General features: G+C 64.8%; 21 protein-coding genes, 1 other RNA gene and 1 riboswitch. Of the genes, 14 read left to right on the top strand and 8 right to left on the bottom strand.

All coding sequences use genetic code 11. From position 1 onward, the window contains the following. Window positions 1-2: 2 nt before the first annotated feature. Both ACF3NP_RS07100 and ACF3NP_RS07095 read right to left on the bottom strand, forming a co-directional pair. On the bottom strand, window positions 3-434 hold the full coding sequence (locus ACF3NP_RS07100) for a GNAT family N-acetyltransferase (RefSeq protein WP_392398553.1): 432 nt from the start codon (window positions 432-434) through the stop codon (window positions 3-5). Beyond that, window positions 409-1,662 carry a DUF418 domain-containing protein gene (locus tag ACF3NP_RS07095; protein ID WP_392398552.1) on the bottom strand — a complete coding sequence of 418 codons (1,254 nt, stop codon included), beginning with the start codon at window positions 1,660-1,662 and terminating at the stop codon, window positions 409-411. Before ACF3NP_RS07095 ends, ACF3NP_RS07100 begins: the two co-directional genes overlap by 26 nt. Window positions 1,663-1,783: 121 nt before the next feature. Here ACF3NP_RS07095 and ACF3NP_RS07090 point away from each other — a divergent pair, with 121 nt between their 5' ends. Then, window positions 1,784-2,641, top strand: a complete 858-nt coding sequence (locus tag ACF3NP_RS07090; protein WP_392398551.1) for a chymotrypsin family serine protease — start codon at window positions 1,784-1,786, stop codon at window positions 2,639-2,641. 9 nt (window positions 2,642-2,650) lie between these two features. On the opposite strand, the gene ACF3NP_RS07085 is transcribed toward ACF3NP_RS07090, so the two are convergent. From ACF3NP_RS07085 to thiC, 3 genes are all read right to left on the bottom strand, one after another. Continuing rightward, on the bottom strand, window positions 2,651-2,956 hold the full coding sequence (locus ACF3NP_RS07085) for an inositol monophosphatase family protein (RefSeq protein WP_392398550.1): 306 nt from the start codon (window positions 2,954-2,956) through the stop codon (window positions 2,651-2,653). A gap of 29 nt (window positions 2,957-2,985) precedes the next feature. Further along, a complete protein-coding gene (locus ACF3NP_RS07080; RefSeq protein WP_392398549.1) occupies window positions 2,986-3,450 on the bottom strand; it encodes an inositol monophosphatase family protein in 465 nt (154 codons plus the stop codon). Window positions 3,451-3,457: 7 nt separating this feature from the next. Beyond that, window positions 3,458-5,257 carry a phosphomethylpyrimidine synthase ThiC gene (gene thiC, locus ACF3NP_RS07075; protein ID WP_392398548.1) on the bottom strand — a complete coding sequence of 600 codons (1,800 nt, stop codon included), beginning with the start codon at window positions 5,255-5,257 and terminating at the stop codon, window positions 3,458-3,460. Beyond that, window positions 5,251-5,363: riboswitch (TPP riboswitch) on the bottom strand. It overlaps the preceding gene by 7 nt. 57 nt (window positions 5,364-5,420) lie before the next feature. Between thiC and prfB the strand changes: the two genes are divergently transcribed. Continuing rightward, entirely contained in the window at window positions 5,421-6,521 is a 1,101-nt protein-coding gene (gene prfB, locus ACF3NP_RS07070; protein WP_392398547.1) for a peptide chain release factor 2, read from the top strand. Window positions 6,522-6,525: 4 nt separating this feature from the next. On the opposite strand, the gene ACF3NP_RS07065 is transcribed toward prfB, so the two are convergent. Continuing rightward, entirely contained in the window at window positions 6,526-7,830 is a 1,305-nt protein-coding gene (locus tag ACF3NP_RS07065) for an MFS transporter (protein WP_392399137.1), read from the bottom strand. Between the two features lie 391 nt (window positions 7,831-8,221). On the opposite strand from ACF3NP_RS07065, the gene ACF3NP_RS07060 reads away from it, so the two are divergent. Genes ACF3NP_RS07060 through ACF3NP_RS07045 form a run of 4 tightly spaced genes read left to right on the top strand, consistent with a single transcriptional unit; the run spans window position 8,222 to window position 12,655 of the window. Then, window positions 8,222-9,778, top strand: coding sequence for a pyruvate carboxylase subunit B (locus ACF3NP_RS07060; RefSeq protein WP_269951463.1), 1,557 nt, complete (start codon window positions 8,222-8,224; stop codon window positions 9,776-9,778). A gap of 3 nt (window positions 9,779-9,781) precedes the next feature. Further along, window positions 9,782-10,336 carry an acetyl-CoA carboxylase biotin carboxyl carrier protein gene (gene accB, locus ACF3NP_RS07055; RefSeq protein ID WP_392398546.1) on the top strand — a complete coding sequence of 185 codons (555 nt, stop codon included), beginning with the start codon at window positions 9,782-9,784 and terminating at the stop codon, window positions 10,334-10,336. Window positions 10,337-10,343: 7 nt separating this feature from the next. Beyond that, the gene (gene accC / locus ACF3NP_RS07050; RefSeq protein ID WP_181890001.1) at window positions 10,344-11,729 is read left to right on the top strand and encodes an acetyl-CoA carboxylase biotin carboxylase subunit; all 1,386 of its coding nucleotides are present in this window, start codon (window positions 10,344-10,346) and stop codon (window positions 11,727-11,729) included. Beyond that, window positions 11,729-12,655: a DMT family transporter gene (locus ACF3NP_RS07045; protein WP_392398545.1), complete on the top strand. Its 927-nt coding sequence runs from the start codon at window positions 11,729-11,731 to the stop codon at window positions 12,653-12,655. The genes accC and ACF3NP_RS07045 overlap by 1 nt, the downstream gene beginning before the upstream one ends. Window positions 12,656-12,676: 21 nt before the next feature. On the opposite strand, the gene ACF3NP_RS07040 is transcribed toward ACF3NP_RS07045, so the two are convergent. Beyond that, entirely contained in the window at window positions 12,677-13,801 is a 1,125-nt protein-coding gene (locus ACF3NP_RS07040; protein ID WP_181890003.1) for a PDR/VanB family oxidoreductase, read from the bottom strand. A 248-nt stretch (window positions 13,802-14,049) separates the two neighbouring features. Between ACF3NP_RS07040 and ACF3NP_RS07035 the strand changes: the two genes are divergently transcribed. The 8 genes from ACF3NP_RS07035 to ssrA all read left to right on the top strand — a co-directional run bounded on the left by ACF3NP_RS07035 (window position 14,050) and on the right by ssrA (window position 21,574). Further along, a complete protein-coding gene (locus tag ACF3NP_RS07035; protein ID WP_236883599.1) occupies window positions 14,050-15,429 on the top strand; it encodes an oxygenase MpaB family protein in 1,380 nt (459 codons plus the stop codon). A 38-nt stretch (window positions 15,430-15,467) separates the two neighbouring features. Next, the gene (locus tag ACF3NP_RS07030; protein WP_181890004.1) at window positions 15,468-16,694 is read left to right on the top strand and encodes an oxygenase MpaB family protein; all 1,227 of its coding nucleotides are present in this window, start codon (window positions 15,468-15,470) and stop codon (window positions 16,692-16,694) included. Between the two features lie 46 nt (window positions 16,695-16,740). After that, window positions 16,741-18,114 (top strand): NAD-dependent succinate-semialdehyde dehydrogenase, encoded by a 1,374-nt coding sequence (locus ACF3NP_RS07025; protein WP_181890005.1) that lies wholly within the window; start codon window positions 16,741-16,743, stop codon window positions 18,112-18,114. Window positions 18,115-18,335: 221 nt separating this feature from the next. Next, the gene (gene ftsE, locus ACF3NP_RS07020) at window positions 18,336-19,028 is read left to right on the top strand and encodes a cell division ATP-binding protein FtsE (RefSeq protein ID WP_181890006.1); all 693 of its coding nucleotides are present in this window, start codon (window positions 18,336-18,338) and stop codon (window positions 19,026-19,028) included. 2 nt (window positions 19,029-19,030) lie between these two features. Further along, a complete protein-coding gene (gene ftsX / locus ACF3NP_RS07015; RefSeq protein WP_181890007.1) occupies window positions 19,031-19,933 on the top strand; it encodes a permease-like cell division protein FtsX in 903 nt (300 codons plus the stop codon). 16 nt (window positions 19,934-19,949) lie between these two features. Continuing rightward, window positions 19,950-20,447, top strand: a complete 498-nt coding sequence (gene smpB / locus ACF3NP_RS07010) for an SsrA-binding protein SmpB (RefSeq protein ID WP_063937186.1) — start codon at window positions 19,950-19,952, stop codon at window positions 20,445-20,447. 20 nt (window positions 20,448-20,467) lie between these two features. Beyond that, complete coding sequence (locus ACF3NP_RS07005) at window positions 20,468-21,118, top strand: SDR family oxidoreductase (RefSeq protein WP_181890008.1); 651 nt, start codon at window positions 20,468-20,470, stop codon at window positions 21,116-21,118. Window positions 21,119-21,182: 64 nt separating this feature from the next. Then, window positions 21,183-21,574: a transfer-messenger RNA gene (ssrA, locus tag ACF3NP_RS07000) on the top strand. A 49-nt stretch (window positions 21,575-21,623) separates the two neighbouring features. On the opposite strand, the gene rhuM is transcribed toward ssrA, so the two are convergent. After that, window positions 21,624-22,691, bottom strand: a complete 1,068-nt coding sequence (gene rhuM, locus ACF3NP_RS06995; protein WP_181890009.1) for a RhuM family protein — start codon at window positions 22,689-22,691, stop codon at window positions 21,624-21,626. Window positions 22,692-22,771 lie beyond the last annotated feature (80 nt).

The raw sequence follows: 22,771 nt of genomic DNA, 5'->3' as shown, positions 1-22,771 counted from the left end.
AGCTAGCGGGCCAGCCGCATTGTCCTGTGCGGGATGCCGGTGTCGAGGAACTCTTCGCCCTCGGCCACGAGCCCGAACAGCTCGTAATAGCCCACCAGGCCGGACTGTGCCTCGACGATGAGGTCGCCGGGGAAGCGCTCGGTGTAGGTGATGCCGGTGCGCACGATCTCCGGGCCGAGACCGGACCCGCGGTGGTCGGGGCGGACCACAAACCGGCCGAAGCGGGAGCCGTCGGCGGTGGGGAAGACGCGTGCGCACCCTGCGAGCGTGTCGCCGTCGAAGGCGAGGATGTGGCGGGTGTCAGGGCTCGCGTCCTGGTCGTCGATCTCGTTGAAGGGGCAGTGCTGCTCTGCCACGAAGACGTCCACACGCAGCTTGTACAGCTGGTGTAACTCGAGCGGCGTCATCTCACGCAGTGATTTCAGGCTGATCATATTTCGGCTCAATCCTTCCCGTCTTTCCGTAGGAGAGGTGGCGGTGCGCCCACTCGAACGGGCCCTGCTTGTCCGCCCGGTCCAGCGCCACCGCCAGCAGCAGCGTAATCAGCCACACCACGAAGCCGATGATGAGCTTGCCGGTGACCGAGGTGTCCAGGCCGATGCCCAAAAACGCCGGGGTGCAGATAGCGACAAACAAAAACGACTGCGCCAGGTAGCCCGACATGGAGCGCTTGCCCAGCGCCACGAACGCGCGCGCCCAGCCGGGGACTTCATTGTGCAGGCTGTCGGTGGCCAGCGCGAGGATCGCCAGGATGCCCGGACCGGTGAGGTAGCCCAGCGCCTGGTTGAGCACGAACAGCGGCAGCTCCCACTCGTCCGGCAGCACGCCCGCGGCGGCTAAGCCCCAGGGCAGGCCGACGCAGAGGACGATCAGCCCGGTGATCACACTCCAGGTGATGAGGGTGCGGCGGTGCGCGTGGACGTCGATAAGCACACGCTCCCTCGCCCACACGTAACCGATAAGACCGAGCGAAAGCAGCTGCAACACCGCAAAGGGCTGCGCCGCGAGCATGTTCAGCGCCATCGACCAGTTGGAGGAGAAATACGCGCCGGGGCTGTCCAAGGTGGCGGTGGGGGGTGCCTCCATAAAGCCGCTGGACGCGTCGAAATACGCGGACGCCGCGGCCCCCATCACGCCCATCGCGGTGAACAAACCGAGGATGATATACGCGATGATGCGCAGCGTTTTCGAGCTCAGCGTCAGCATCGCGGCCAGCAGTATGCCCACAAGCCCGTAGGTGAGCATGATGTCGCCGAAGAACAGCAAGAACATGTGCGCTAGGCCGAACAGCGCCAGAATGCTGTATCGGCGGAACAGCACGCGCCGGGCCTGCTTGGCGGGGTAGTGCTTGCGGTACAGGCTCGCCGCCACCAGGCCGAAGCCAAATCCGAGCAGCGTGGAGAACATCGGCAGGCCGCGCACGTGGATGAACATGGCCGCGAAGACGGCGCCGATCTGGTCGATCAGGCTGTCCGGGCGCACGCCGCCGACGGACCAGCCGACCCGGGACTGGTCCTCCGACCAGTCGTTGATCACCCACCCCTGGGCGGCGTTGGCCATCGCGATGCCCAAAAGCGCGGTGCCGCGCGCGAGGTCCGGGACGATCAGGCGGGGGCGTTGCTGCGTGGGTTGGTGCTGTTCGGCGTTGGCGGTTTCGTGCATGCGCTCAAGGTACCGCCTCAGGCCCGCATGAGCCACGTTTGCGGTTACTGGCCCACGGAGGAAAAGGATGTGGTTGAATGTCTCTGTTGATGCTCATGTTGCCAATGTGATTGGGGTTGCTATGCGCCGTTCGTCCGCCGCCCGCCTGCTTACCGCCGCGTTTCTGATTGCTACCTCGGCGGCTATCGGTAGCCCCGCGGCGCACGCCCAACAGGCAGAGGCGCCGGTGGGCGACGTGGTCAACTACGTGTGGCGCACCGACCCGGTGTCCAAGGTGCTGGCCGGAAAGCCCACGGCGGACAAGGTCCTGCACCGCGTCCCCGGCTCCTTCTTCGACGCCCCGCGCACCCCGGTCGAATCCGATGACGCGATGCGCCGCGGCCGCGCCCTCTACGGCCCGAGCACCCCGCTGTATGTCGGCTCCGAGCCCGGCAAGGAAGTCATGTGCACCACCACGGCGGCCGGCTACAACGACCGCGGCGAGAAAATCGCCGTCACCGCCGGCCACTGCGGCAATGTCGGCGACGCCGTACGCTCCGCGGATTCCTGGCAGCTCGGCCGCACCGGCACGATCACACACGTCAACCGCGAGCTGGACTACGCGGTGATCACGCTCGCCGACAACACCGAGGTCACCCGCTCCTACAACGGCGTGACCGTCAACCACTTGGGCGGCGCACCGGTGAAGCCGGGCGGCGTGGTGTGCAAGACCGGCGTGGCCTCCGGCACAACCTGCGGCCACACGTACACCGATTGGGAGCAGCGCAACACCAACCAGGTCTGCGCCATGCAGGGCGACTCTGGCGCGCCGCTGATGGTGGGCGACCGCGTGATCGGCATGATCAACGGCGGCATCTGGGGCCCGCCGTTCAACGTGGCCTGCCGCACCCCGCTGCAGGGCCCGCTGCACGCGCCGACGGGTGCGCTGCGCATGGACGCCGTGCTCGGCGACATCCCGGGCGGGTTCCGCTTGCCCTAGCCCGGGCAGCTAGCCCTGCAGGCGCTCGGCGATCTCGTCCACGATCCGCGGGTTGCCGGCAACGCACCAGGTCACGTCACCCGCGTCGACCTTGATGCAGCGCCCGCCGACGGCCTCGACCAGCGCCTTGCCCGGCAGCCAGTCCCAATCCGGCACGGTATGCTGCAGCCACGCGCCCATCTGCCCGGACGCGAGATTCGACAGGTCAACAGAACCGGCGCCCATCATGCGCATCGTCGCCGCCCCGGAAATCACGCGCAGCCACGCCTCACGCACGTCGTCGTTGGCCATAAAGGTGGGGTGCAGGTAGGTCACCACTGCGCTTTCGCCTAGCGACGACTCCGCTAGCCCCCAAGCTCCACCCCGTCGCGCGTGGCCACACCGTCCGCCGCGATCCACGTGGTGTCCGTGGCGGGGCGGTGCACGGCGCCGATGGCGGGGGAGTGGGCGGAGTTGTCGTCGACAAGCGCGAGCGCCGAGCAGAAGTAGTCCGAGCCCTGGGAGAAGTTGTAGGTGCCGTCCACCGGGTCGATCACCCATGTGCGGCCGGTGGCGGACGGGCGGGAAGCACCCTCCTCGCCGATCACGCCGTCGTCGCCGCGCAGTGCCTGAAGCGCCTCGGACACGAAGCGCTCCGCGGTGCGGTCGGCTTCCGTGACCACGTCGGAGACAGAGGTTTTCACCTCCGCGTCCAGGCCCTCGCCGCGCATGCGCAGCGCCAGCTGGCCGGCGTGGCGCACGAGCGCGGCTGCGAGCTCGGCGTCGGAATCGTTGCGGTGGTCGGAAATAAACTGCTGCGTATCGGTCACGCGGCCATTATGGCGCAGTCGGGGACTCCTCGCCCTCCTTGAGGTACACGTTCGAGCCCAAGTCGCGGAATTCGCGCGCCATCTCCTGCTCGCCCTCGCGCGCGTCAGAAGAGGCGGCTGAGGAGTCGGCGTCGAAGTCGAACGACGGCATGCCAAGGTCCGCGATCTGGTCGCCGAACTCGTCGCGGATGTCCTGCGAAATGCGCATGGAGCAGAACTTCGGGCCGCACATGGAGCAGAAGTGCGCCGTCTTCGCGGGCTCCGCCGGCAGCGTCTCGTCGTGGTAGGACTGCGCCGTCTCCGGGTCCAGGGACAGGGCGAACTGGTCGTGCCAGCGGAACTCGAAGCGGGCCTTGCTCATCGCGTCGTCCCAGTCGCGCGCGCCCGGGTGGCCCTTGGCCACGTCGGCTGCGTGGGCGGCGACCTTGTAGGTGATCACGCCGGTTTTCACGTCGTCCTTGTTCGGCAGGCCCAGGTGCTCCTTCGGGGTGACGTAGCACAGCATCGCCGTGCCACCGGCCGCGATGTTGGCCGCGCCGATGGCAGAGGTGATGTGGTCGTAGCCCGGCGCGATGTCGGTGACCAGGGGGCCGAGCGTGTAAAACGGCGCGCCGCCGCACCACTGCTCTTCCTTTTCGTTGTTGACCTGGATCATGTTCAGCGGCACGTGGCCGGGGCCTTCGATCATGACCTGCACGTCATAGTCCCAGGCGCGCTTGCACAGCTCGCCGATGGTTTTCAGTTCCGCGAACTGGGCGGCGTCGTTGGCGTCGGCCACGGAGCCGGGGCGGAGCCCGTCGCCAAGCGAGAATGCGACGTCGTACTGGGAGAAGATCTCACACAGCTCGTCGAAGTTCTCGTACAGGAAGGATTCCTTGTGGTGCGCGAGGCACCAGCCGGCCATAATCGAGCCGCCGCGGGAGACGATGCCGGTGACGCGCTTGGAGGTCAGCGGCACGTACGGCAGGCGCACGCCGGCGTGCACGGTCATGTAGTCCACGCCCTGCTCGCACTGCTCGATCACGGTGTCGCGGAAGACCTCCCAGGTCAGGTCCTCAGCGACGCCGTTCACCTTCTCCAGCGCCTGGTAGATGGGCACGGTGCCGATCGGCACGGGGGAGTTGCGCAGGATCCACTCGCGGGTGGCGTGGATGTCGTCGCCGGTGGACAGGTCCATCACAGTGTCCGCGCCCCAGCGGGTGGCCCAGCGCAGCTTGTCCACCTCCTCGCGGATAGAAGAGGTCACCGCGGAGTTGCCGATGTTCGCGTTGATCTTGGTCAAAAACGCGTTGCCGATGATCATCGGCTCGCTTTCCGGGTGGTTGACGTTGTTCGGGATGATCGCGCGGCCCGCGGCGACCTCGGAGCGCACCTTTTCCACGTCGCAGTGCTCGCGAAGTGCGACGAACTCCATCTCGCGGGTGATCTCCCCGCGGCGGGCGTAGGCCATCTGGGTCACGCGCTGGCCGTCCTTGGCCCGCAGCGGTGTGCGGGACTCGCCGCGCCACTCCTCGCTGGCGGCGCCGCGTTTGACGGCCGCGCGGCCGTCGTCAAGCAAATTACGCTCGCGGCCTGCGTACTCCTGAACATCGCCGCGGGCGGTGATCCACTCGCCGCGCAGGCTGGGCAGACCCACCTCAGGCTCCGCGTGCGGGCCGCGGGTGCGGTAGATCTTGAACGGCTCGTTCGGGCCGGTGGGGGAATCATCCAGCTGGATCGCGGTTTCCGGAACCTCCAGCCCGTTTTTCACAATCGGGGCGTAGGAGTGCTTCGGGTGGATTTCATGGGCATAGATGTCGTGAACCACGACCTTCTCCTTCCTTCGCTGGTGCTAACCAGACAGGTTCGAACGGTGCTCGCGCCGGCATCAGCGCGATCTCAGCCCGGTGCCCCGGGCGCCCGTGTTGGGTCGCAAGCCACTGTATCCCGTCTTGGTGGCCGCGTCAGGCGGTTCGCTAGACTTTGCCCCTATGCAGCCGGAAATTCAGACGCGGATCAAGGACTTAAGCTCCACACTTTCCACCATTGAGAAGGTGATGGACCTGGACGTCCTGCGCGAGCGCGCCCGCGAGCTGGAGGCGCAAGCGGGGGACCCGTCGCTTTGGGACGATCCAGCGCATGCCCAGAAAGTCACCACCGAGCTGTCCAATGTGCAGGCGCGCTTAAAGAAGGTCACCTCGCTTCGCTCGCGTATCGACGACCTCCCGGTGATGTACGAACTCGCCGAAGAAGAAGGCGACGCCTCCATGGCCGACGAGGAGCTGGAAGACGTCGCCGCGCAGATCGATTCGCTGGAGGTGCAGACCATGCTCTCCGGCGAGTACGACGCCCGCGAAGCCGTGGTGCACATCCGCTCCGGCGCGGGCGGCGTGGACGCGGCGGACTGGGCGGAGATGCTCATGCGCATGTACACCCGCTGGGCCGAAAAGGCAGGCCACAAGGTGGACGTGTACGACATCTCCTATGCGGAAGAAGCCGGCATCAAGTCCGCGACGTTTGTTGTGCACGGCGAGTACCTCTACGGCCAGCTGTCGGTGGAGCAGGGCGCGCACCGGCTCGTGCGCATCTCGCCCTTTGACAACCAGGCGCGCCGCCAGACCTCGTTCGCCGAAGTGGAGGTGCTGCCGGTGGTGGAGCAGACCGACCACATCGACATCCCCGACTCCGACATCCGGGTGGACGTCTACCGTTCCTCCGGCCCCGGCGGGCAGAGCGTGAACACCACCGACTCGGCGGTGCGCATCACCCACATCCCCACCGGAATCGTGGTGACCTGCCAGAACGAGAAGTCCCAGATCCAGAACAAGGCCTCGGCGCTCAACGTGCTGCAGTCCAAGCTGCTGGAGAAGAAGCGCCAAGAGGAAAAGGCGGAGATGGATGCGCTTGGCGCCGGCGGCAACGCCAGCTGGGGCAACCAGATGCGCTCCTATGTCCTGCACCCGTACCAGATGGTCAAGGACCTGCGCACCGACTACGAGGTCGGCGACCCGCAAAAGGTCCTCGACGGCGACATCGACGGCTTTTTGGAGGCCGGCATCCGCTGGCGTATGGCGCAGCAGCAGGAGGCCTAAGCCGTTAGGCGTCGCGGAGGTCGATGCCCTTCGTCTCCGGGAGGATCTTCATGCTGATCAGGGTGAGCACGCACAGCACCACCACGTAGATGCCGGAGACGTGCGTTAGGCCCTGGGACGTGAACCACTGGAAGATGTACGGCGCGGTGCCGCCGAAGACGGCCACGGACAGCGAGTAGGCGAAGCCGATGCTGCTGGTGCGCTGGGAGGTGGGGAAGACCTCCGCCATCACCGGGGCCAGCAGCGCGCCGCCGGCGGCGACGGCCACCACAGCGATGGTGGCGGCGATGAGCATGGTCCACGGGCGGGAATCGATCATCCCCATCAGCGGGATCTGCAGCAGGCCCACTGCAATGGCGAAGGTGTACATCACCGGTTTACGGCCGATGCGGTCGGACAGCGCGCCCCACAGCGGCAGGGCGATCAGGCCACAGGTCTGCGCGAACACGGAGACCCAGTACGCGCCCTGAGTGGACATGCCGGCGTGCGTGATGGCGTAGGTGGAGACGTAGGACGTCCAGGTGTAGTGCGCGGCAGTGACGCCGGAAACCATGCCGATGACCAGCAGGATGTTCACCCAGTTGGAGCGCACCGGGGTCTGTGGGCGGGTGGCCGACAGGTCGTCGTAGGACTCGGCGCCGCCTTCTTGGATCTCGTTGAAGTGCTCGGACTCCTGCATGTGGCGGCGCAGGTACAGGGCCACGAACGCGGCAGCGGCGCCCAGCCAGAAGGGGATGCGCCAGCCCCATGCGCCGATCTGTTCGTCGCTAAGCACAAGCGAGATGATGCCGCCGAGGGTGTAGGCGATCACTGAGCCGCCGAAGATGGACATGTAGACCATCGAGCCCCACTTGCCGCGGCGGTCGCGCGGGGCGATCTCCGGGATGTAGCTGTTGGCCGTGGCGGATTCGCCGCCGTGGGCGAAGCCCTGGATCACGCGCACGAGCAGGAGGCCTACGGAGGCCCAGATGCCGATCTGTTCGTAGGTGGGCATGACACCGATGACCACGGCGGACAGCGCCATGATGATGATCGTGATCATGAGCACGTTCTTGCGGCCGACGCGGTCAGCGATGCGGCCGAAGACGATGCCGCCGAGCGGGCGGACAAGGAAGCCGACGGCAAAGACGCCGAAGGTGGCCAGCAGCGCTGAGGTGGGGTCGGATTTGTCGAAGAAGGCAGCCGCGATGAACGGGGCAAACACGGCGTATGAGCTCCACTCGAACCATTCGAGCAGCTGGCCGATGAGGCTGGCGCCGAGGGACTTCTTGTCGGCTGGGCGTTCGGCCGTGATATGGGTCGTGCCCATTGTGGAGCGGGGTTTTGTACTCACTGTTCCTCCTTCGGGGACTGTTGTTTGACCGAAAATGTATTGCCTAGATCACGTTGTTGGGTGCGGAATGATCCGAAGCACGTCGTTTTTTAGCGCTCGATTTCTGGGGCACCGGAGAGAAACTGCAGCTCGTTGCGGGTTTCCGGGATGGGTGGCACGGGAGCGGTGTTCGGTATGCGAACGTGCGTGCTTTATGCGCACCCTAGAACGGGGGGAGTGGTTTACCGCGCATAAGTGCACTCAAGGTGCGGTTTCACAAGTTTGAACTGAAATGAGTCGCGCTTCACACTTTTTCGGGCGTACATTGTGCGCAACGGTGGCTAGCCACTCGGCAGTTGCCACGGTCTGGCGTTTCTAAGGAGGAACAATGGCACTTAGCCCAGAAGAGCTGAGCACAGAGAGCCTCGCTGAAATCTTCGCCGCGGGTGGTCGACCAGCGGACAGTGAGCGAGAAATCAAGATCATCGACACCACGCTGCGCGACGCGCACCAGTCCATCTGGGCGACCCGCATGCGCACCGAGCACATCATGGACCTGCTCGACGACGTCACCAACGCCGGCTTTGAGCATGTTGACCTGGTCGCTCCGATCCAGTTCGACGTGCCGGTGCGCTACCTCAGGGAGGACCCCTGGGAGCGCGTGCGCAAGGTGCACGAGGCCGCACCGAACACGAAGTTCCGCTCCATGGTCCGTTCCCGCAACCTCGCGTCCTTCGACTTTCTGCCTGACGACGTCATCCACGCGTGGGTTGAGCGCCTCTACGCCAACGGCTTCCGCGTCATCGGCGCTTTCGACGGTCTCAACGACATCGACAACATCGCCGACACCCTCATCCTGGCCAAGGAGCTCGGCGCCGAGACCTACGGCTGCCTGTCCTACTGCTTGAGCCCGGTGCACACCGACGAGCTCTACATCGACAAGGCCCAGGAGCTGGTGGAGCGCACCGACGTCGACCGCATCATGCTGAAAGACGCCGGCGGCCTGCTTACCCCGGACCGCATGAAGACGCTGATCCCGGCGATCCGCAGCGCCATCGGCAACGACCTGCCGCTGGAGGTCCACACCCACTCGCTGACCGGCCTGTCCCCGCTGACCTACATCTACGCGGCCGAACTCGGCGTGGACTCCATCCACACCTCGATCGCCCCGCTGGCTAACGGCCAGGGCCAGCCCGCCACCCAGGCGCTTGCCCGCGACCTGCGCGCACTGGGCTACACCGTCAACATCGACGACGAGCGCGTGGACAACGCAAGCAAGAAGCTCCAGGAGATCGCGGACCGCGAGGACAAGCCGGTGGGCAAGCCCCGCGCCTTCGACGGCGTGCACTACATGCACCAGCTGCCGGGCGGCATGCTCACCAACTTCGAATCCCAGCTGGCCACCGCCGGCCTGTCGGACCGCTTCGAGGACCTGCTCTACGAAACGGCCCGCGTGCGCGAGGAGCTGGCGTACCCGATCATGATCACCCCGTTCGCCCAGTTCGTGGGCACCCAGGCCGTGATGAACGTGATCTCCGGCGAGCGCTACTCCGTGGTGCCGAACGAGATTAAAAAGTACGCGCTCGGCCACTACGGCGAGCCGCTCGCGCCGATCGACCCGGACGCGCTGGAAAAGATCAAGGCCAACGGATCCTCCGAGATCAAGGAGGGCCGCCCGGAGCTCGAGCCGCGCCTGCCTGGCCTGAAGGAGCAGTACCCGGACGACGACATCGACACGCTGCTGCTGCGCGCCAACATCCCCGGCAACAACGTGGACGAGATGCGCCGCTTCGTCGCCGAAGGCCGCGCAGGCCAGGGCGAAGGCGTGCCGGGCGGCGAGCTAACCAAGCTCGTGCAGAAGATCTACGAGACCACCACCTCCGGCGAATTCCACCTCAAGACCGACGACCTCGAAATCAACCTGACCAAAAAAGGAGAGCAGTAAACCATGTCTGACAACACCAACTTCAACGAACTGAAGTCCCTGCTTGAATGGGTCAACCAGTCCGGCGACATCGAAGAGCTGAGCATCAAGTACGGCGACATCGAACTCGCCCTGTCCAAGACCCCGGGCGGTCTGAGCCACCTCAAGGCGGCCCCGGCTGCCGCCCCGGCACCGGCCCCGGCCGCACCGGAGGCGCCGAAGGCTGAAGCACCGGCACCGGAACCGGCTCCTGCTCCGGCCGCGGCCCCGGCGCCTGCGGAGGCTCCGAAGGAAGATGCCCCGAAGCCGGAAGCTGCTGCTCCGGCAAGCTCCGGCACCGGCATCGAGGTCAAGTCCCCGATGGTGGGCACCTTCTACGCCGCCCCGAAGCCGGGCGCGGACCCGTTTGTGAAGGTCGGCGACACCGTCGAGGTCGGCCAGGTGCTCTGCATCGTCGAAGTGATGAAGCTGATGAACAACATCGAAGCGAAGACCGCCGGCACCGTCACCGAGATCCTCGTGGACAACGAGGACGCCGTCGAGCACGGCCAGCCGCTGATGGTCATCGAGCCGAAGTAGGTACCCCATGGCTAAATCTGAAAAGCTGCTGGACAGCGTCCTCATTGCCAACCGCGGCGAGATCGCGCTGCGCGTCATCCGCGCCTGCAAGGAGCTCGGCATCAAGAGCATCCTCGCGTACTCGGAGGGCGACCGCGACTCCCTGCCGGTCAAGGAAGCCGACCAGGCTGTGTGCATTGGCCCGGCCAACGCCGCCAAGAGCTACAACAGCCCCGAGCTGATCGTCTCCGCCGCGATGGCGTTCAAGGCCGACGCCATCCACCCCGGCTACGGCTTCCTCTCCGAGAAGGCCGATTTTGTCAAGATGGTCGAGGACGAAAACATCGGCTTCGTCGGCCCCTCGTCGGAGCACATCCGCCGCATGGGCGACAAAATCGAGGCGAAGAAAATCGCGCAGGCAGCCGGCGTTCCCACGGTGCCCGGCTCCGACGGTGTGGTGACTGAGTTCGGGGAAGCTTTAGACGTCGCAAAGCAAACTGGCTTCCCGCTTCTGATTAAGGCCGCCGCTGGCGGCGGTGGCCGCGGCATGCGAGTGGTGGAGTCCGAGGACACGCTGGAAAAAGACCTCAACGAGATCATGAACGAGGCGCAGTCCGCGTTCAACGACTCGTCCGTCTACATCGAGCGCTACCTCACCGACATCCGCCACATTGAGATCCAGGTGCTCGCGGACGGCGAGAACGCCATCGCCCTCGGCGAGCGCGACTGCACCTCGCAGCGCCGCAACCAGAAGCTCATCGAGGAAGCGCCCTCGCCTGCAATTGACGACGAACTGCGCGCCGGTCTCCAGGAAGCAGCCATCAACCTCTGTAAAGAGGTGGGCTACAAAAACGCCGGCACCGTCGAGTTCGTTTTCGACAACATCGAGCGCAAGTACTACTTCATCGAGATGAACACGCGCATCCAGGTGGAGCACCCGGTCACCGAGATGATCACCGGTGTGGACCTGATCCAGGAGCAGCTGCGCATCGCCTCCGGGCAGAAGCTGCGCCTGACGCAGGACGACGTCCAGATCCGTGGCCACGCCATCGAGTGCCGTATCAACGCCGAGGACCCGAACGAGAACTTCGCCCCGCGCCCCGGCAAGATCGAGCACTACCGCACCCCGGGCGGCTTCGGTGTGCGCATGGACACCCACATCGAGACCGGCTACACCATCCCGCCGTTCTACGACTCCATGGTGGGCAAGCTGATCTGCTGGGCCGAGACCCGCGACGAGGCCATCAAGCGCACCCTGCGCGCGCTCGACGAGCTCAAGGTCGACGGCGTGGTCACCACCGCGCCGTTCCAGGCCCAGCTGATCAACAGCGACAAGTTCCGCTCCGGCGAGTTCAACACCGGCTACGTGGCCAAGATGCTGGAGAACATGGACACGATCCCGACGGACGAGTAGTGCTGCTGCTCTTCGCCATGCTGGTGGGCGCGATCGTGCCCGTCCAGACCGCGATTAACACCCGGCTGCGGCAAAGCGTCGGCTCGCCGATCGGCGCGACGTTTGTGTCCTTCATCATTGCGGTGGTGGTCGCCTCCGTTATTTCTTGGGGTGCGAGTGGGGCACTGGTGCCAGACTTATCGACGGCCGCCTCGCAACCGTGGTGGGCATGGCTCGGCGGGTTCATGGGCGTGATGTTCATCGCCGGCAACATCGTCCTGTTCCCCAAACTCGGCCCCGTGCAGACCGTGATCCTGCCGATTCTGGGCCAGGTGATCATGGGGCTGTTAATCGACCGGTTCGGGCTGTTCCAGTCGCCGCAGGTGCCGGTGGGGCCACTGCGTCTTCTGGGCGCGCTGATCGTGGTCGGCGGCATCGCCATGGTGCTGGAGATCGGGCGCACGCGAACCATCATCCACGGCACCGCCGAAGGTGCCACGCTGTGGTTGTTGCGCGCCTTCGGCGTGGTCATGGGCATGGGCTCGGCCACCCAAACCGCCGTCAACGGTCACCTCGGCCGCGCGCTGGGTAGCTCGCTGCAGGCCGGCCAAATCTCGCTGGTGGTCGGTCTTGTGCTGCTGGCAGTGATGTCCGTGGTGCTGTCCGGGCCGCGCCGGGCGCTGGCCACCGGGATCGCGCCAGGGCCGTGGTGGATGTGGCTCGGCGGCATGCTCGGTGCGTTCTTCGTGTTCGGCGGCGCTGCGCTGTCGCCGATCCTGGGCACCGGCACCACCGTGATTGCGGCGCTGGTAGGCAACATCATCTGCGGCCAGGTGCTGGAATCGCTCGGCGTGGGCACCGGCGGGCGCCGCAGTGCGCCCACGCCCTACCGCCTCACCGGGCTTGCCATTGTGCTGGCGGGCGTGGTGATGGTGCGGATGCTTTAGACGTCGATAGGCAATGTGCACCTAGCCCCGAAGATTCCTCCACCGCTCCAGGGTGAGGGTGGGGGACAGCGAGCGAGAGACGCACGTGGCAAAGGCGCCGTTTTCGTGCTGCTCCTCGGTGAAGATGCTGTCGCGGTGGTCCGGGGTGCCGTCCACGACGCGCATGATGCACGTGCCGCACGTGCCCTCCGAGCACTGGGACAAAATTGGCACGTCCTCGTCCTCGAAGACTTCCAGGACGCTCTGGCCCTCCGGCACCTTGTAGGTGTCGCCGTTGAGGACGACCTCGAAGGGGCCGTCCGCGTCGTGGTTGCCGGCGAGGGTTTCCTCCGAGGCGCGGAAGGCCTCGAAGTGGATGTTGGCTTTTGGCAGGTGTTGGGATGCGACCTCCATGACGCCGTCCATGAACCCCTGCGGCCCGCACACGTACAGGTGGGTGTCCTCCGGGGCGCTGTCGGATGCGGCGAGGGCTTCCTCGATGTAGCCGGACTGCTTGTCGCGCTCGCCGGTGGCGAAGATGCTCTTGGTCTGTCCATGGAGGTAGGTGTCAATGAGGTGACGCATCAGCGCCCGCTCCTGGCTGGATGCGAAATACAGCACCGAGTAGTCCGCCTGCTGGATCTGCAGCTCGCGCGCCAGCGAGAAAATCGGCGCTATGCCCACGCCTGCGCCCACCAGGATCGAGCGCTTTGCGCCGGGGGCGAGGCCGAAGTTGTTGCGGGGTGGCAGGATGCGCACCGTGTCGCCCGGCTCGATGTTGTGGGCGGCGATGGAGCCGCCGCGCGAATCCGTCTCCAGCTTCACCTCGATGCCGTAGATGGCGCGCTGACCGGAGTCTTCGGCGCTGAGGTGGTGCATGGGAAACAGGGAGAACTGGCGCACCAGCTCCTCGCCCTCGGGGGAGTGCAGCAGGAAGTCCGCGTGGCAGCCTGGCTCGTAGCCGGGGATGGGGGAGCCGTCGCGGGTCTCAAGCGTGATCAGCGCGATGCCGTGGGCGCGTTCGACGTCGACGGCGGTCAGTTCGATGACGTTGGTGGCGTCGCTGGGTTGCTCTGCTCGGCGAGCTTGCCTGCTGGCAAACGCCTCCTCGCGGTCGAGCGCGTTCGGGTCCGTGCCTCTGCTCCTGCCGCCAAAAAGCGTGGTCAAGCTGCTCAATCCCTTGCCGTTTCTCACGTCAACCTCCGTTGCAAAATTTCGCCGCAAAACTGGTTGCCGGCCTTTTGTGTAATGGATAGTATAAGGCCACGCAAAAGTGACCGACACCACAAAATTGTTCGCATATCGCACAAACAACAATTTGTACTGGTCGACAGGGTTGTCGGCGCGTGTTTGCAACAAGGCCCAACATCAGGCGCCCTGAGCTAGGGCCTCTACGTCAAAGGGAAGTGACACGAATGACTGCCAGCACCGATGCTCGCGAGGAGCATCAATACCAACATCCGGTGCACCCGGAAATCCTCCCGATGTCGGACAATCCCTTCGAGGATTTCCGCTACTTCTACCGGGACGGCATGCCGCTTCGCCCGGCGCCAAAGCGCCGCACGCGCCGGCCGGGCTGGGCGACGCTGCGCCACAACTTGTTCGACCGCTGGCACACCGTCGCCGACGAGTGGGAGGGCTACACCAGCTTCCAGACAAAGCTTCTGGACGACCACATGTGGCAAACCGACGAAACCGGAGCCAAACTCGCCGAGGCGTTCAAGCGCGACGGGGCAGAGAAGTCCCGCGCCGACTTTGAAACAGCGCTGAACCAGGGCATTGACAAGGTCGCCGACCCGTCGCCGGAGCTGGTGGAGTTTTTCGCCGAGGTGGACAACATCCCGGACTGGATCGACCTGGAAGCCGCCGAGCGCGGCCGCATTGCCTACTACAACGTCACGCCGTCCGCGGAGCTGCTTTCCATCGGCTTCGCCTACTGGGCCACCACGATGGAGGACCGCACCTCCGCGGCCACCGGCGAGACCGCCATGTTCGAGATCGAGTCCTTCACCCGCATCATCGAGACGGTGAAGTTCTTCGTGGACCTGGGCAAAAAGGGCGTGTTCGACCGCTACAGCGACGGCCTGAAGGCCGCCGTGCGCGTGCGTCTTTTGCACGCCCAGGCCAACCGCGGCCTGGAAAAGCTGTGGGGCCCGGACCACTACAACGAGTTCGGCCGCCCCATCGGCTCGTCCTTCCTCGTCTCCGGCGAGGGCTGGTTCGCGCTCATGCCGATCGGTGTGGACGAGTTCTTCGGCCGCCCGCACACCGGCGAGGAGTGGGACGACGTGGCCATGTACTGGGCGTGGGTGCTCTACCTCATGGGTGCCGAAGAGCGCCTGATCCCGAAGACCGGCGACGAGATGCGCAAGATGACGGACTTCATCTACGCCAACGGCGGCTACTCCTCGGACTACCACGTGCGTGTGGCAACCGCCCTGATGGGCATCTTGGAGGACCTGGACCCGAAGATGCCGGCGCAGGTGCTCGGCGCACTGTCCTTGATCATCGGCGACGAGGACACCAAGTTCATGGTCAAGGGCTCCCGGTTCGAGGGCACTCCGTACCTGCACTGGAAGATCGCTTTCCTGCTCAAGGCGAAGGCCGAGGCCGTGATCTACCGCGTGCGCGACAAGCTGCCCGGCGCCCAGGCCGCGAAGGCGAAGAAGGCCGCGGACGGCAAGCCGCCGTGGTCCGACGTGTTCAAGCAGATCGAGGACTACGTCGCCGAGAAGGCCCCGCACGTCAAGGCCGAGTACAGGCTGCACGACACATCCAAAGAAGGCCTGCGCTAGCCCGCGCGAGCCGGCCCCAACACCCAAGGAGCACGATTATGACTCAGACATTCGTTGACAACCCGCTCGCGCAGGACCACTACAACCGAACTGATTGGCCGGTGGCACGTGGGAGCCGCGAAGCTTTCGTCGAGAAGTTCGGCGAGGAACGCGCGAAGCGATTCGAGCAGGCGTTTTGGGCGATGGACCCGATCGCCGACGCGCTGTACACCAGCGGCAACAAGGCCAAGGACATCATGCCGAACCTGCGCGCGGCACTTGCGCGCGGCGAGGCGGACGCCGATACGCTGCCCGAGGTCAAGGCGCTTATCGACGACATGAATGCCGCCCTCGACGGCGTGGACTGGGAGCGGCTTGAGCGCGGCCAGAAGGCTGCGCTGGCGATCCCGGTGCTGGCGCAGAACCTCTCGCTCGGCCCGGGCGCGCTGATCCACACCTACTCGGCGCCGTCCATCGCCGACATCCTGGTCAACACCGGCGAGCTCACCGAGGGAGCCGTGCACCGCCTGGCATACACCACCAACTGGATCTACTCGGTGTACCTGAAGGACGGGCTCAAGCCGGGCAACGTCAGCTACATCCACACCGGCATGGTCCGCGCGATGCACGCGCACGTGCGCCGCGTGCAGACGCAGCTCGGCCTTGACTACTCCGAGTGGGGCGCGCCGATTTCCGAGCTGGACATGTTCCGCACCTGGTTCGACTTCACCTACATCGCGTTCACCTACCTCCGGAACCTCGGCTACCGCCTTTCCCTGGAGGAGGAGCAGGACCTGTTCTACCTGTGGCGGGTCGTGGGCCTGATGCTGGGCATCCCGGGCGACCTCCTCGAGCCGGAGACGGACATCGACGCCTCCCAGGAGACCATCGACGCGATCCACTTCGTCGACGGCGAGCCGAACGACGCGTCGCACGCACTGGTGGAAGCGCTGTTCAACGGCTTCCGCACCAACGCCAAGGAGCTGCTGCCGTTCCCGGACGAGTCCATCGACGACTGGATGTACACCGCCACCCGCCTCATGCACGGCGACGAGGTGGCCGACATCTACGACGTGCCGCACGCCGTGTCCCGCCCGTTTGCCGAGCTGGACCTCCCGCTCGTGCAGCAACGCTTCGACCTGCTGCGCGCCAACCCGGAGGTGCTGGCGCAGGTTGTGGAGGAAAACCACAAGACGCTTCTCGACGCGCTGACGCAGGAAACCTCTTACATGGGCCAGGACCAAGGCATCAAAATGAGCGACGGCGCTTACAGGCCCGGCGCATAGTGATAGAGTTCACAACCGATATAAACCGAACCCCGAAAGGAACACAATGTCCAACCAGTACCGCGTGCAGAACCCCGTGACCAACGAGGTCGTGGAGACCTTCGAATTCGCCACCGACCAGGAGATCCAGGACATCCTAAACCGCTCCGAGGAAGCGTTCAAGACCTGGCGCAACACCTCCTACGAGGAGCGGGCGGAGATCGTCGGCAAGGCAGCGCAGCTGCTCAAGGAGCGCGCAAACGAGCTGGCGCAGATCGCCGCCGAAGAGATGGGCAAGCCCATTCCGGAGGGCGAGTGGGAGATGAACTTCTCCGGCGACATCCTGCAGTTCTACGCAGATAACGCCGCCGAGCACTCCGCCGACAAAAAGGTCGACGTCCCGGGCGGCAAGGCTGTCGTGCGCCGCCTGCCGCTGGGCACGCTGCTCGGCATCATGCCGTGGAACTACCCGATCTACCAGATCGCGCGTTTCGCCGGTCCGAACCTGATGAACGGCAACTGCATCATCCTCAAGCACGCCGAGATCACCCCGAAGTCCGCTGCCGCCTTCGAGCAGGTGCTCAAGGACGCCGGCCTGCCGGACGGTGTGTACATCAACGTCTACGCCACCCACGAGCAGATCGAGACCATCATCGCGGACCCGCGCGTCCAGGGCGTCTCGCTCACCGGCTCCGAGCGCGCCGGCGCCAAGGTCGCCGAGACCGCGGGCAAGAACCTGAAGAAGGTCGTGCTCGAGCTCGGCGGCACCGACCCGTACGTCATCCTCGACGCCGCCGACGTCAAGGCCGCCGCCCAGGAGGCGTGGGACAAGCGCGTGCACAACGCCGGCCAGGCCTGCACCTCCAACAAGCGCATCATCGTCATGGAGGACATCTACGACCAGTTCGTGAACGAGATGGTGGCAATCGCCGAGGGCTACAAGAAGGGCGATCCGTCCAACCCGGGCGAAAATGAGTACTACCCGATGTCCTCCCGTCGCGCGGCAGAGCTGCTGGATGACCAGGTCAAGCGCGCTGTGGAGAAGGGTGCGAAGCTGCGCACTGGCGGAGAGCTGGAGGACAACTCCGCCTACTACTCCCCGGCGGTGCTGACCGATCTGCCGGTCGGCTCCGACGTCTACTACGAGGAGTTCTTCGGCCCGGTCGCGGAGATCTACAAGGTAGCTTCCGAGGAAGAGGCCGTGGAGCTGGCCAACAACTCCTACCAGGGCCTCGGCGGCGCGGTCTTCTCCGACGACACTGAGCGCGCCATCAAGGTCGCGGACCAGATCGACACTGGCATGATCCACGTCAACCTCGGCCAGTACTTCTCTGCAGTCCTGCCGTTCGGCGGCGTGAAGCGCTCCGGCTTCGGCCGCGAGCTGTCCGTGTTCGCGCTCGACGAGTTTGTGAACAAGCAGTACCTCTACGTCAACGACTAAGACGCTGCCTTAACGGCGCCGGGCAATCCCACCTGTTTTGCAGGTGGGATTTCCCATGGGGCCGGCTCCTGACAGATTGCGGCAGCCTCTTGCATCGACCTGGGGCGATGGGGTCCGTCTGACAGATTCCGCCGCGATGTGTCTTGGGGCGCGCGTCCTCGTCTGCCGGCCCGCCGCCAACCACCACTACAGTCACATCAGTAACAGGTAAGGTGTGTCGCGTGATCCGATTCGACCATGTGACCAAGGCGTACCCGACGTCCACGCGCCCCGCGCTCGACGACGTCACGCTCGACATCCCCGACGGTGAGTTCGTGTTCCTCATCGGCGCGTCCGGCTCCGGCAAGTCCACCTTCCTGCAGCTTTTGATCCGCGAAGAAAACGTCTCTTCGGGCGACATCTTCTTCAACGACTTCCACGTCAACGCCCTGGGCGGCAAGCAGGTGAACAAGCTGCGCCAGTCCATCGGCTACGTGTTCCAGGACTTCCGTCTGCTGCCGAACTTGAGTGTCTACGACAACGTCGCGTTCGCGCTCGAGGTCATCGGCAAGCCGAAAAACCGCATCGCCAAACTCGTCCCTGACGCGCTCGAGCTCGTCGGACTCGGCGCCAAAGCCAACCGCATGCCGCGGGAGCTGTCCGGTGGTGAGCAGCAGCGCGTGGCTATTGCGAGAGCTTTCGTCGATAAGCCAAAGCTCATGCTTTGCGACGAACCGACGGGCAACCTCGACCCCGGCACCGCCGACGAAATCATGGCCTTGCTCGCACGCATTAACCGCATGGGCACCACAGTGATCATGTCCACGCACAACGCGCGAGCGGTGGACGAGATGCGCAAACGCGTGGTTGAGCTGCAGCTGGGCAAGATCGTGCGCGACGAGGAAAACGGCGTGTACGGGGACGTGAGGAGGTAGCCGTGAACTGGGAGTTTATTTTCCGTGAGGGTGTCAAGGGCCTGGGCCGCAACCTCACCATGACCATCGCGCTGATCATCACCACCGCGCTGTCGCTGGTGCTGGTGGGCACCGGCGTGCTGATTTCCAAAGCCACTACGCAGACGAAGGACCTGTACTTAGACCGCGTCGAGGTGATGGTGGAGCTGGACGAGGACATCTCCGCTAACGACCAGGACTGCTCCTCGGACCGCTGCAAGCAGGTCCGCGACACCCTGCAGGCGGACGACCGCGTGGAGCAGGTGACCTTCCGCTCCCGCGAGCAGTCCTACGAGCGATTCAAGGAACTGTTCCAGGAGTCCGAGCCGGAGCTGGTGCGCGAGACCGCCCCAGACGCCCTGCCGGCCGCGCTGCACGTGCGCCTGGCGGACCCGACCGACACCTCGCCGCTGGACAAGATCCGCGACATGGAGCAGGTGGAGGTCATCTCCGACCAGGCGGACACCGTGCGCTCGGCGGCCGGGACGCTGAACACCTTCCGCAACGTGGCGTTCGCCGTGGCTGCGGCGCAGGCGCTGGCTGCGGTGTTCCTCATCTCCAACATGGTGCAGCTGGCCGCCTACAACCGTCGCGAGCAGATCGGCATCATGCGCATGGTGGGCGCCTCGCGCTGGTTCACCCAGGCGCCGTTCGTGCTGGAGGCGGTGCTGTCCGTGCTCATCGGCGCGGTGCTAGCCACCGTCGGCGTGTGGGCCGGCAAGCAGCTCATCGTGGACCCGCTGTTGGGGGACCTCTACGCCAACCAGCTCATCGCGCGCGTGCCGGACAGCACCGTGTGGGTGGTCATGCCGCTGGTGGGCCTGGTCGCCATGGTGCTCGGCGGGCTGGCCGCGCAGGTGGCGCTTCGCTCTTACGTGCGCAAGTAGTACACTTGGCGCTCTTATGTCCAAGAAGAACAAGAAGCAGAAGCTTTCCAACACCGGTGTGCTTGCCACCAACCGGAAAGCTCGCCATGACTACCACATCTTGGACACCTGGGAGTGCGGCCTGGTGCTGCAGGGCACCGAAATCAAGGCGCTGCGCGAGGGCAAGGTGTCGCTGGTGGAGGCATTCGCCACCATCGACAACGGCGAGGTCTGGCTGCGCAACATGCACATCCCGGAGTACTCCCGCGGCCACTGGACCAACCACCCGCCGCGCCGCACCCGCAAGCTGCTTTTGCACCGCCGCGAGATCGACTCGCTGGAGGGCAAGGTCCGCGACGGCAACCGCACCCTGATCCCGCTGTCGCTCTACCTCAAGGACGGCCGCGCGAAGGTCGAGCTGGGGCTTGCGCAGGGTAAGCAGGACTACGACAAGCGCCGCGACATCAAGCGCCGCACCGAGGACCGCGAGATCACCCGCGATCTGGGCCGCAAGCTCAAGGGCATCAAGGCCTAATTTCGCTACGGTGGGTGCCTATGAAGAAGGCACTGATTACTGGAGCATCCCGCGGCATCGGCCGCGCCATCGCTGAGGACCTAGGCAAGGACCACCACGTTTACGCCGGCGCGTCGAAGGACGCCTCCGACATCGTCTCGGCCCTGCCCAGCGCGGAGCCGTTCGAGGCGGACCTCACCGACACCGACGCGATTTTGGAGGCGGCTGCCAAGATCGAGGAGCTGGACGTGCTCGTCCTCGCCGCCGGCGTGATGGATGGCGGCCCGCTCGAAGAGCTCACCGACGACAAGTGGCGCGAGATGATGGAGGTCAACCTCTTCGCCCCCGTCACGCTCACCCGCGCGTTGCTTCCCGCTTTGCGACGCTCCTCCGGCCTGATCATCACCATCAACTCCGGCGCCGGATTCCACGGCATGGCCGAAAACTCCGCCTACTGCGCGTCCAAATTCGCCCTGCGCGGCTTCACCGAATCCCTGGCGCAGGAGGAGGCCGGCAAGGTGCGCGTGACCTCCCTGCACCCGGGGCGCACCGACACCGACATGCTCGCCGGCAGCAACGACCAGCCCAAGATGGCGGCCGACGAGGTGGCCAAGGCGGCGCGCCTCGCTGTCGACGCCGGACCGGACGCCGTCGTGGAGTTCCTCCGGGTGCGTCCGGCGTTTACGTCGTAAAGCCTCTTGTGCATCTTGGGCGCGTGCGGTAAAGTTCCATCTCCTACGTTTCTTCGTAGTTGAAGGGGTCGATTCTGGTTTCGACTTCATCTACTTAGCCAGGGGAAGCGTGCCGGTGCAGGCAGGAGACCACCGTAAGCGTCGCTGTAACTAATAAACGCAGAGAAGAACTCTCAGCGTGACTACGCCCTCGCTGCCTAAATAGAAAGGTTCAGCGACCTGCGTGTCCGTCAGGCCGGGGATGTCCCCGACCCGGTACCTGGCGTCGACTCAGGGGACTTGCCTTCCGGCTCTGTCAGTGGGGCCTTGGAAGGGACACCTTTCACTGACTGGGCCCGTCATCCGGACATGTTCGCCTGATCCGGAGGGTCGATGAGAGACAACGTGCGAACTGCGCACGGAGAAGCCCTGGCGCGGTGATGAAGGACCCGGGTTCAATTCCCGGCGGCTCCACCGAAAGCGGACGTTTTACAAGGTAGAACGTCCGCTTCTTCCGTTTTGTGGCTCAGTCAGATTTTCTGCGTGGCTGGAGACGTTTTCTTTGGGAGATCAGTTTCCGATCCGCTTCTTGAAGTGCCTCGACGAGGCTGCGGTCTGCTTCGCGGAACTCGATTTCTTTGCGCCCCTGGTCATAGAGACCGTAGCGGTCCTCGGCGAGCTTGTCCGCGTCCTTTCGCGAAATGCGACCGTGGTCGTTTAGCGGTTCGTAGTCGTTGAACTCGATGAACTGGTCTGCTTTGGTCAGCCAGTCCGACATGTGGACAACCTTGCGGCGTTCGGCTTGGTCCTGGGCATAGTTCAGGAAACCAGACACGAGGTAGTTCAGCCGGCGCAGTTCATCATCAGTGAGGTAGTTCTTCGCAGTGGTCACGTCACCTTTGCGGACCACTTCGCCCTTCCAGTTGGTCAGACCGAGATTGTCAGCAGACGGGTCGCAGCGCGTCGCGATGATCTCGGCTGCCGTGTTGCCAGTGATGGCGTAGTGGAGCTTGTCCTGGATCTTCGCGAACAGGCGGTGAGTGGTTTTGCTGCTGGCGTCGTAGTCATCAGCGAGGGCAATGATGTTGCGCAGCTCGAGGTAGAGTCGCGCCTCGCTGGAGCGGATATCCCGGATGCGTGCGAGGAGCTCGTCAAAATAGTCCGCGCCGAGGGGGTCTTTCAGCTTCTCGTCGTTTAGGGCGAAGCCTTTAACAAGATATTCCTTGAGGACGGTAGTTGCCCAAGTGCGGAACTGGTTGCCGCGAGGGCCACGTACGCGGAAACCGACGGCCATGATGGTGTCGAGATTGTAATGCTCTAAGGTGCGTCCATACCCTGCGTGACCTGGCTCCTTTCGGAATTTCCGAACAACTTCATCACGGTTAAGTTCGCCAGTGTTGAAGATAGATTTAAGGTGCTCGCTAACACTGGAACGGCTGATATCGAAAAGCTCTGACATTTCGGCCTGGGTCATCCAGACTGAGCCCTCAATGAGGCGTAATTGGACTTTGGTCCGTCCGTCCTCCGTGTTGTAGATGACGAACTCGCCGGTGGAGTCGGTGTGCGTCGTGAGGGGTGCGCTTGGGTCCTTCATTACGTTTTGGGTCCTTGGAGGAGAGCTTTCGGCGGTCAGTGGTAGGGGCGTCGGTAGAAACGAGGATTGTCCTTATCGGC

Origin of the sequence: Corynebacterium lehmanniae, assembly GCF_043161975.1 — a bacterium.
In the GTDB taxonomy this organism is placed as follows: Bacteria; Actinomycetota; Actinomycetes; order Mycobacteriales; family Mycobacteriaceae; genus Corynebacterium; species Corynebacterium lehmanniae.
The sequence above is the reverse complement of the archived record's forward strand: the minus strand, read 5'-3'. Positions and strand labels throughout refer to the sequence as shown.

Excerpts from the sequence above, each read along its gene's own strand:
- ACF3NP_RS07030 (WP_181890004.1), top strand. The coding sequence starts at position 15,468 with ATGACTCAGACATTCGTTGACAACCCGCTCGCGCAGGACCACTACAAC.
- ACF3NP_RS07090 (WP_392398551.1), top strand. The coding sequence starts at position 1,784 with ATGCGCCGTTCGTCCGCCGCCCGCCTGCTTACCGCCGCGTTTCTGATT.
- smpB (WP_063937186.1), top strand. The coding sequence starts at position 19,950 with ATGTCCAAGAAGAACAAGAAGCAGAAGCTTTCCAACACCGGTGTGCTT.
- prfB (WP_392398547.1), top strand. The coding sequence starts at position 5,421 with ATGCAGCCGGAAATTCAGACGCGGATCAAGGACTTAAGCTCCACACTT.
- ACF3NP_RS07035 (WP_236883599.1), top strand. The coding sequence starts at position 14,050 with ATGACTGCCAGCACCGATGCTCGCGAGGAGCATCAATACCAACATCCG.
- accB (WP_392398546.1), top strand. The coding sequence starts at position 9,782 with ATGTCTGACAACACCAACTTCAACGAACTGAAGTCCCTGCTTGAATGG.
- ACF3NP_RS07025 (WP_181890005.1), top strand. The coding sequence starts at position 16,741 with ATGTCCAACCAGTACCGCGTGCAGAACCCCGTGACCAACGAGGTCGTG.
- ACF3NP_RS07100 (WP_392398553.1), bottom strand. The coding sequence starts at position 434 with ATGATCAGCCTGAAATCACTGCGTGAGATGACGCCGCTCGAGTTACAC.
- rhuM (WP_181890009.1), bottom strand. The coding sequence starts at position 22,691 with ATGAAGGACCCAAGCGCACCCCTCACGACGCACACCGACTCCACCGGC.
- ACF3NP_RS07060 (WP_269951463.1), top strand. The coding sequence starts at position 8,222 with ATGGCACTTAGCCCAGAAGAGCTGAGCACAGAGAGCCTCGCTGAAATC.
- accC (WP_181890001.1), top strand. The coding sequence starts at position 10,344 with ATGGCTAAATCTGAAAAGCTGCTGGACAGCGTCCTCATTGCCAACCGC.
- ACF3NP_RS07095 (WP_392398552.1), bottom strand. The coding sequence starts at position 1,662 with ATGCACGAAACCGCCAACGCCGAACAGCACCAACCCACGCAGCAACGC.
- ACF3NP_RS07005 (WP_181890008.1), top strand. The coding sequence starts at position 20,468 with ATGAAGAAGGCACTGATTACTGGAGCATCCCGCGGCATCGGCCGCGCC.
- ACF3NP_RS07065 (WP_392399137.1), bottom strand. The coding sequence starts at position 7,830 with ATGGGCACGACCCATATCACGGCCGAACGCCCAGCCGACAAGAAGTCC.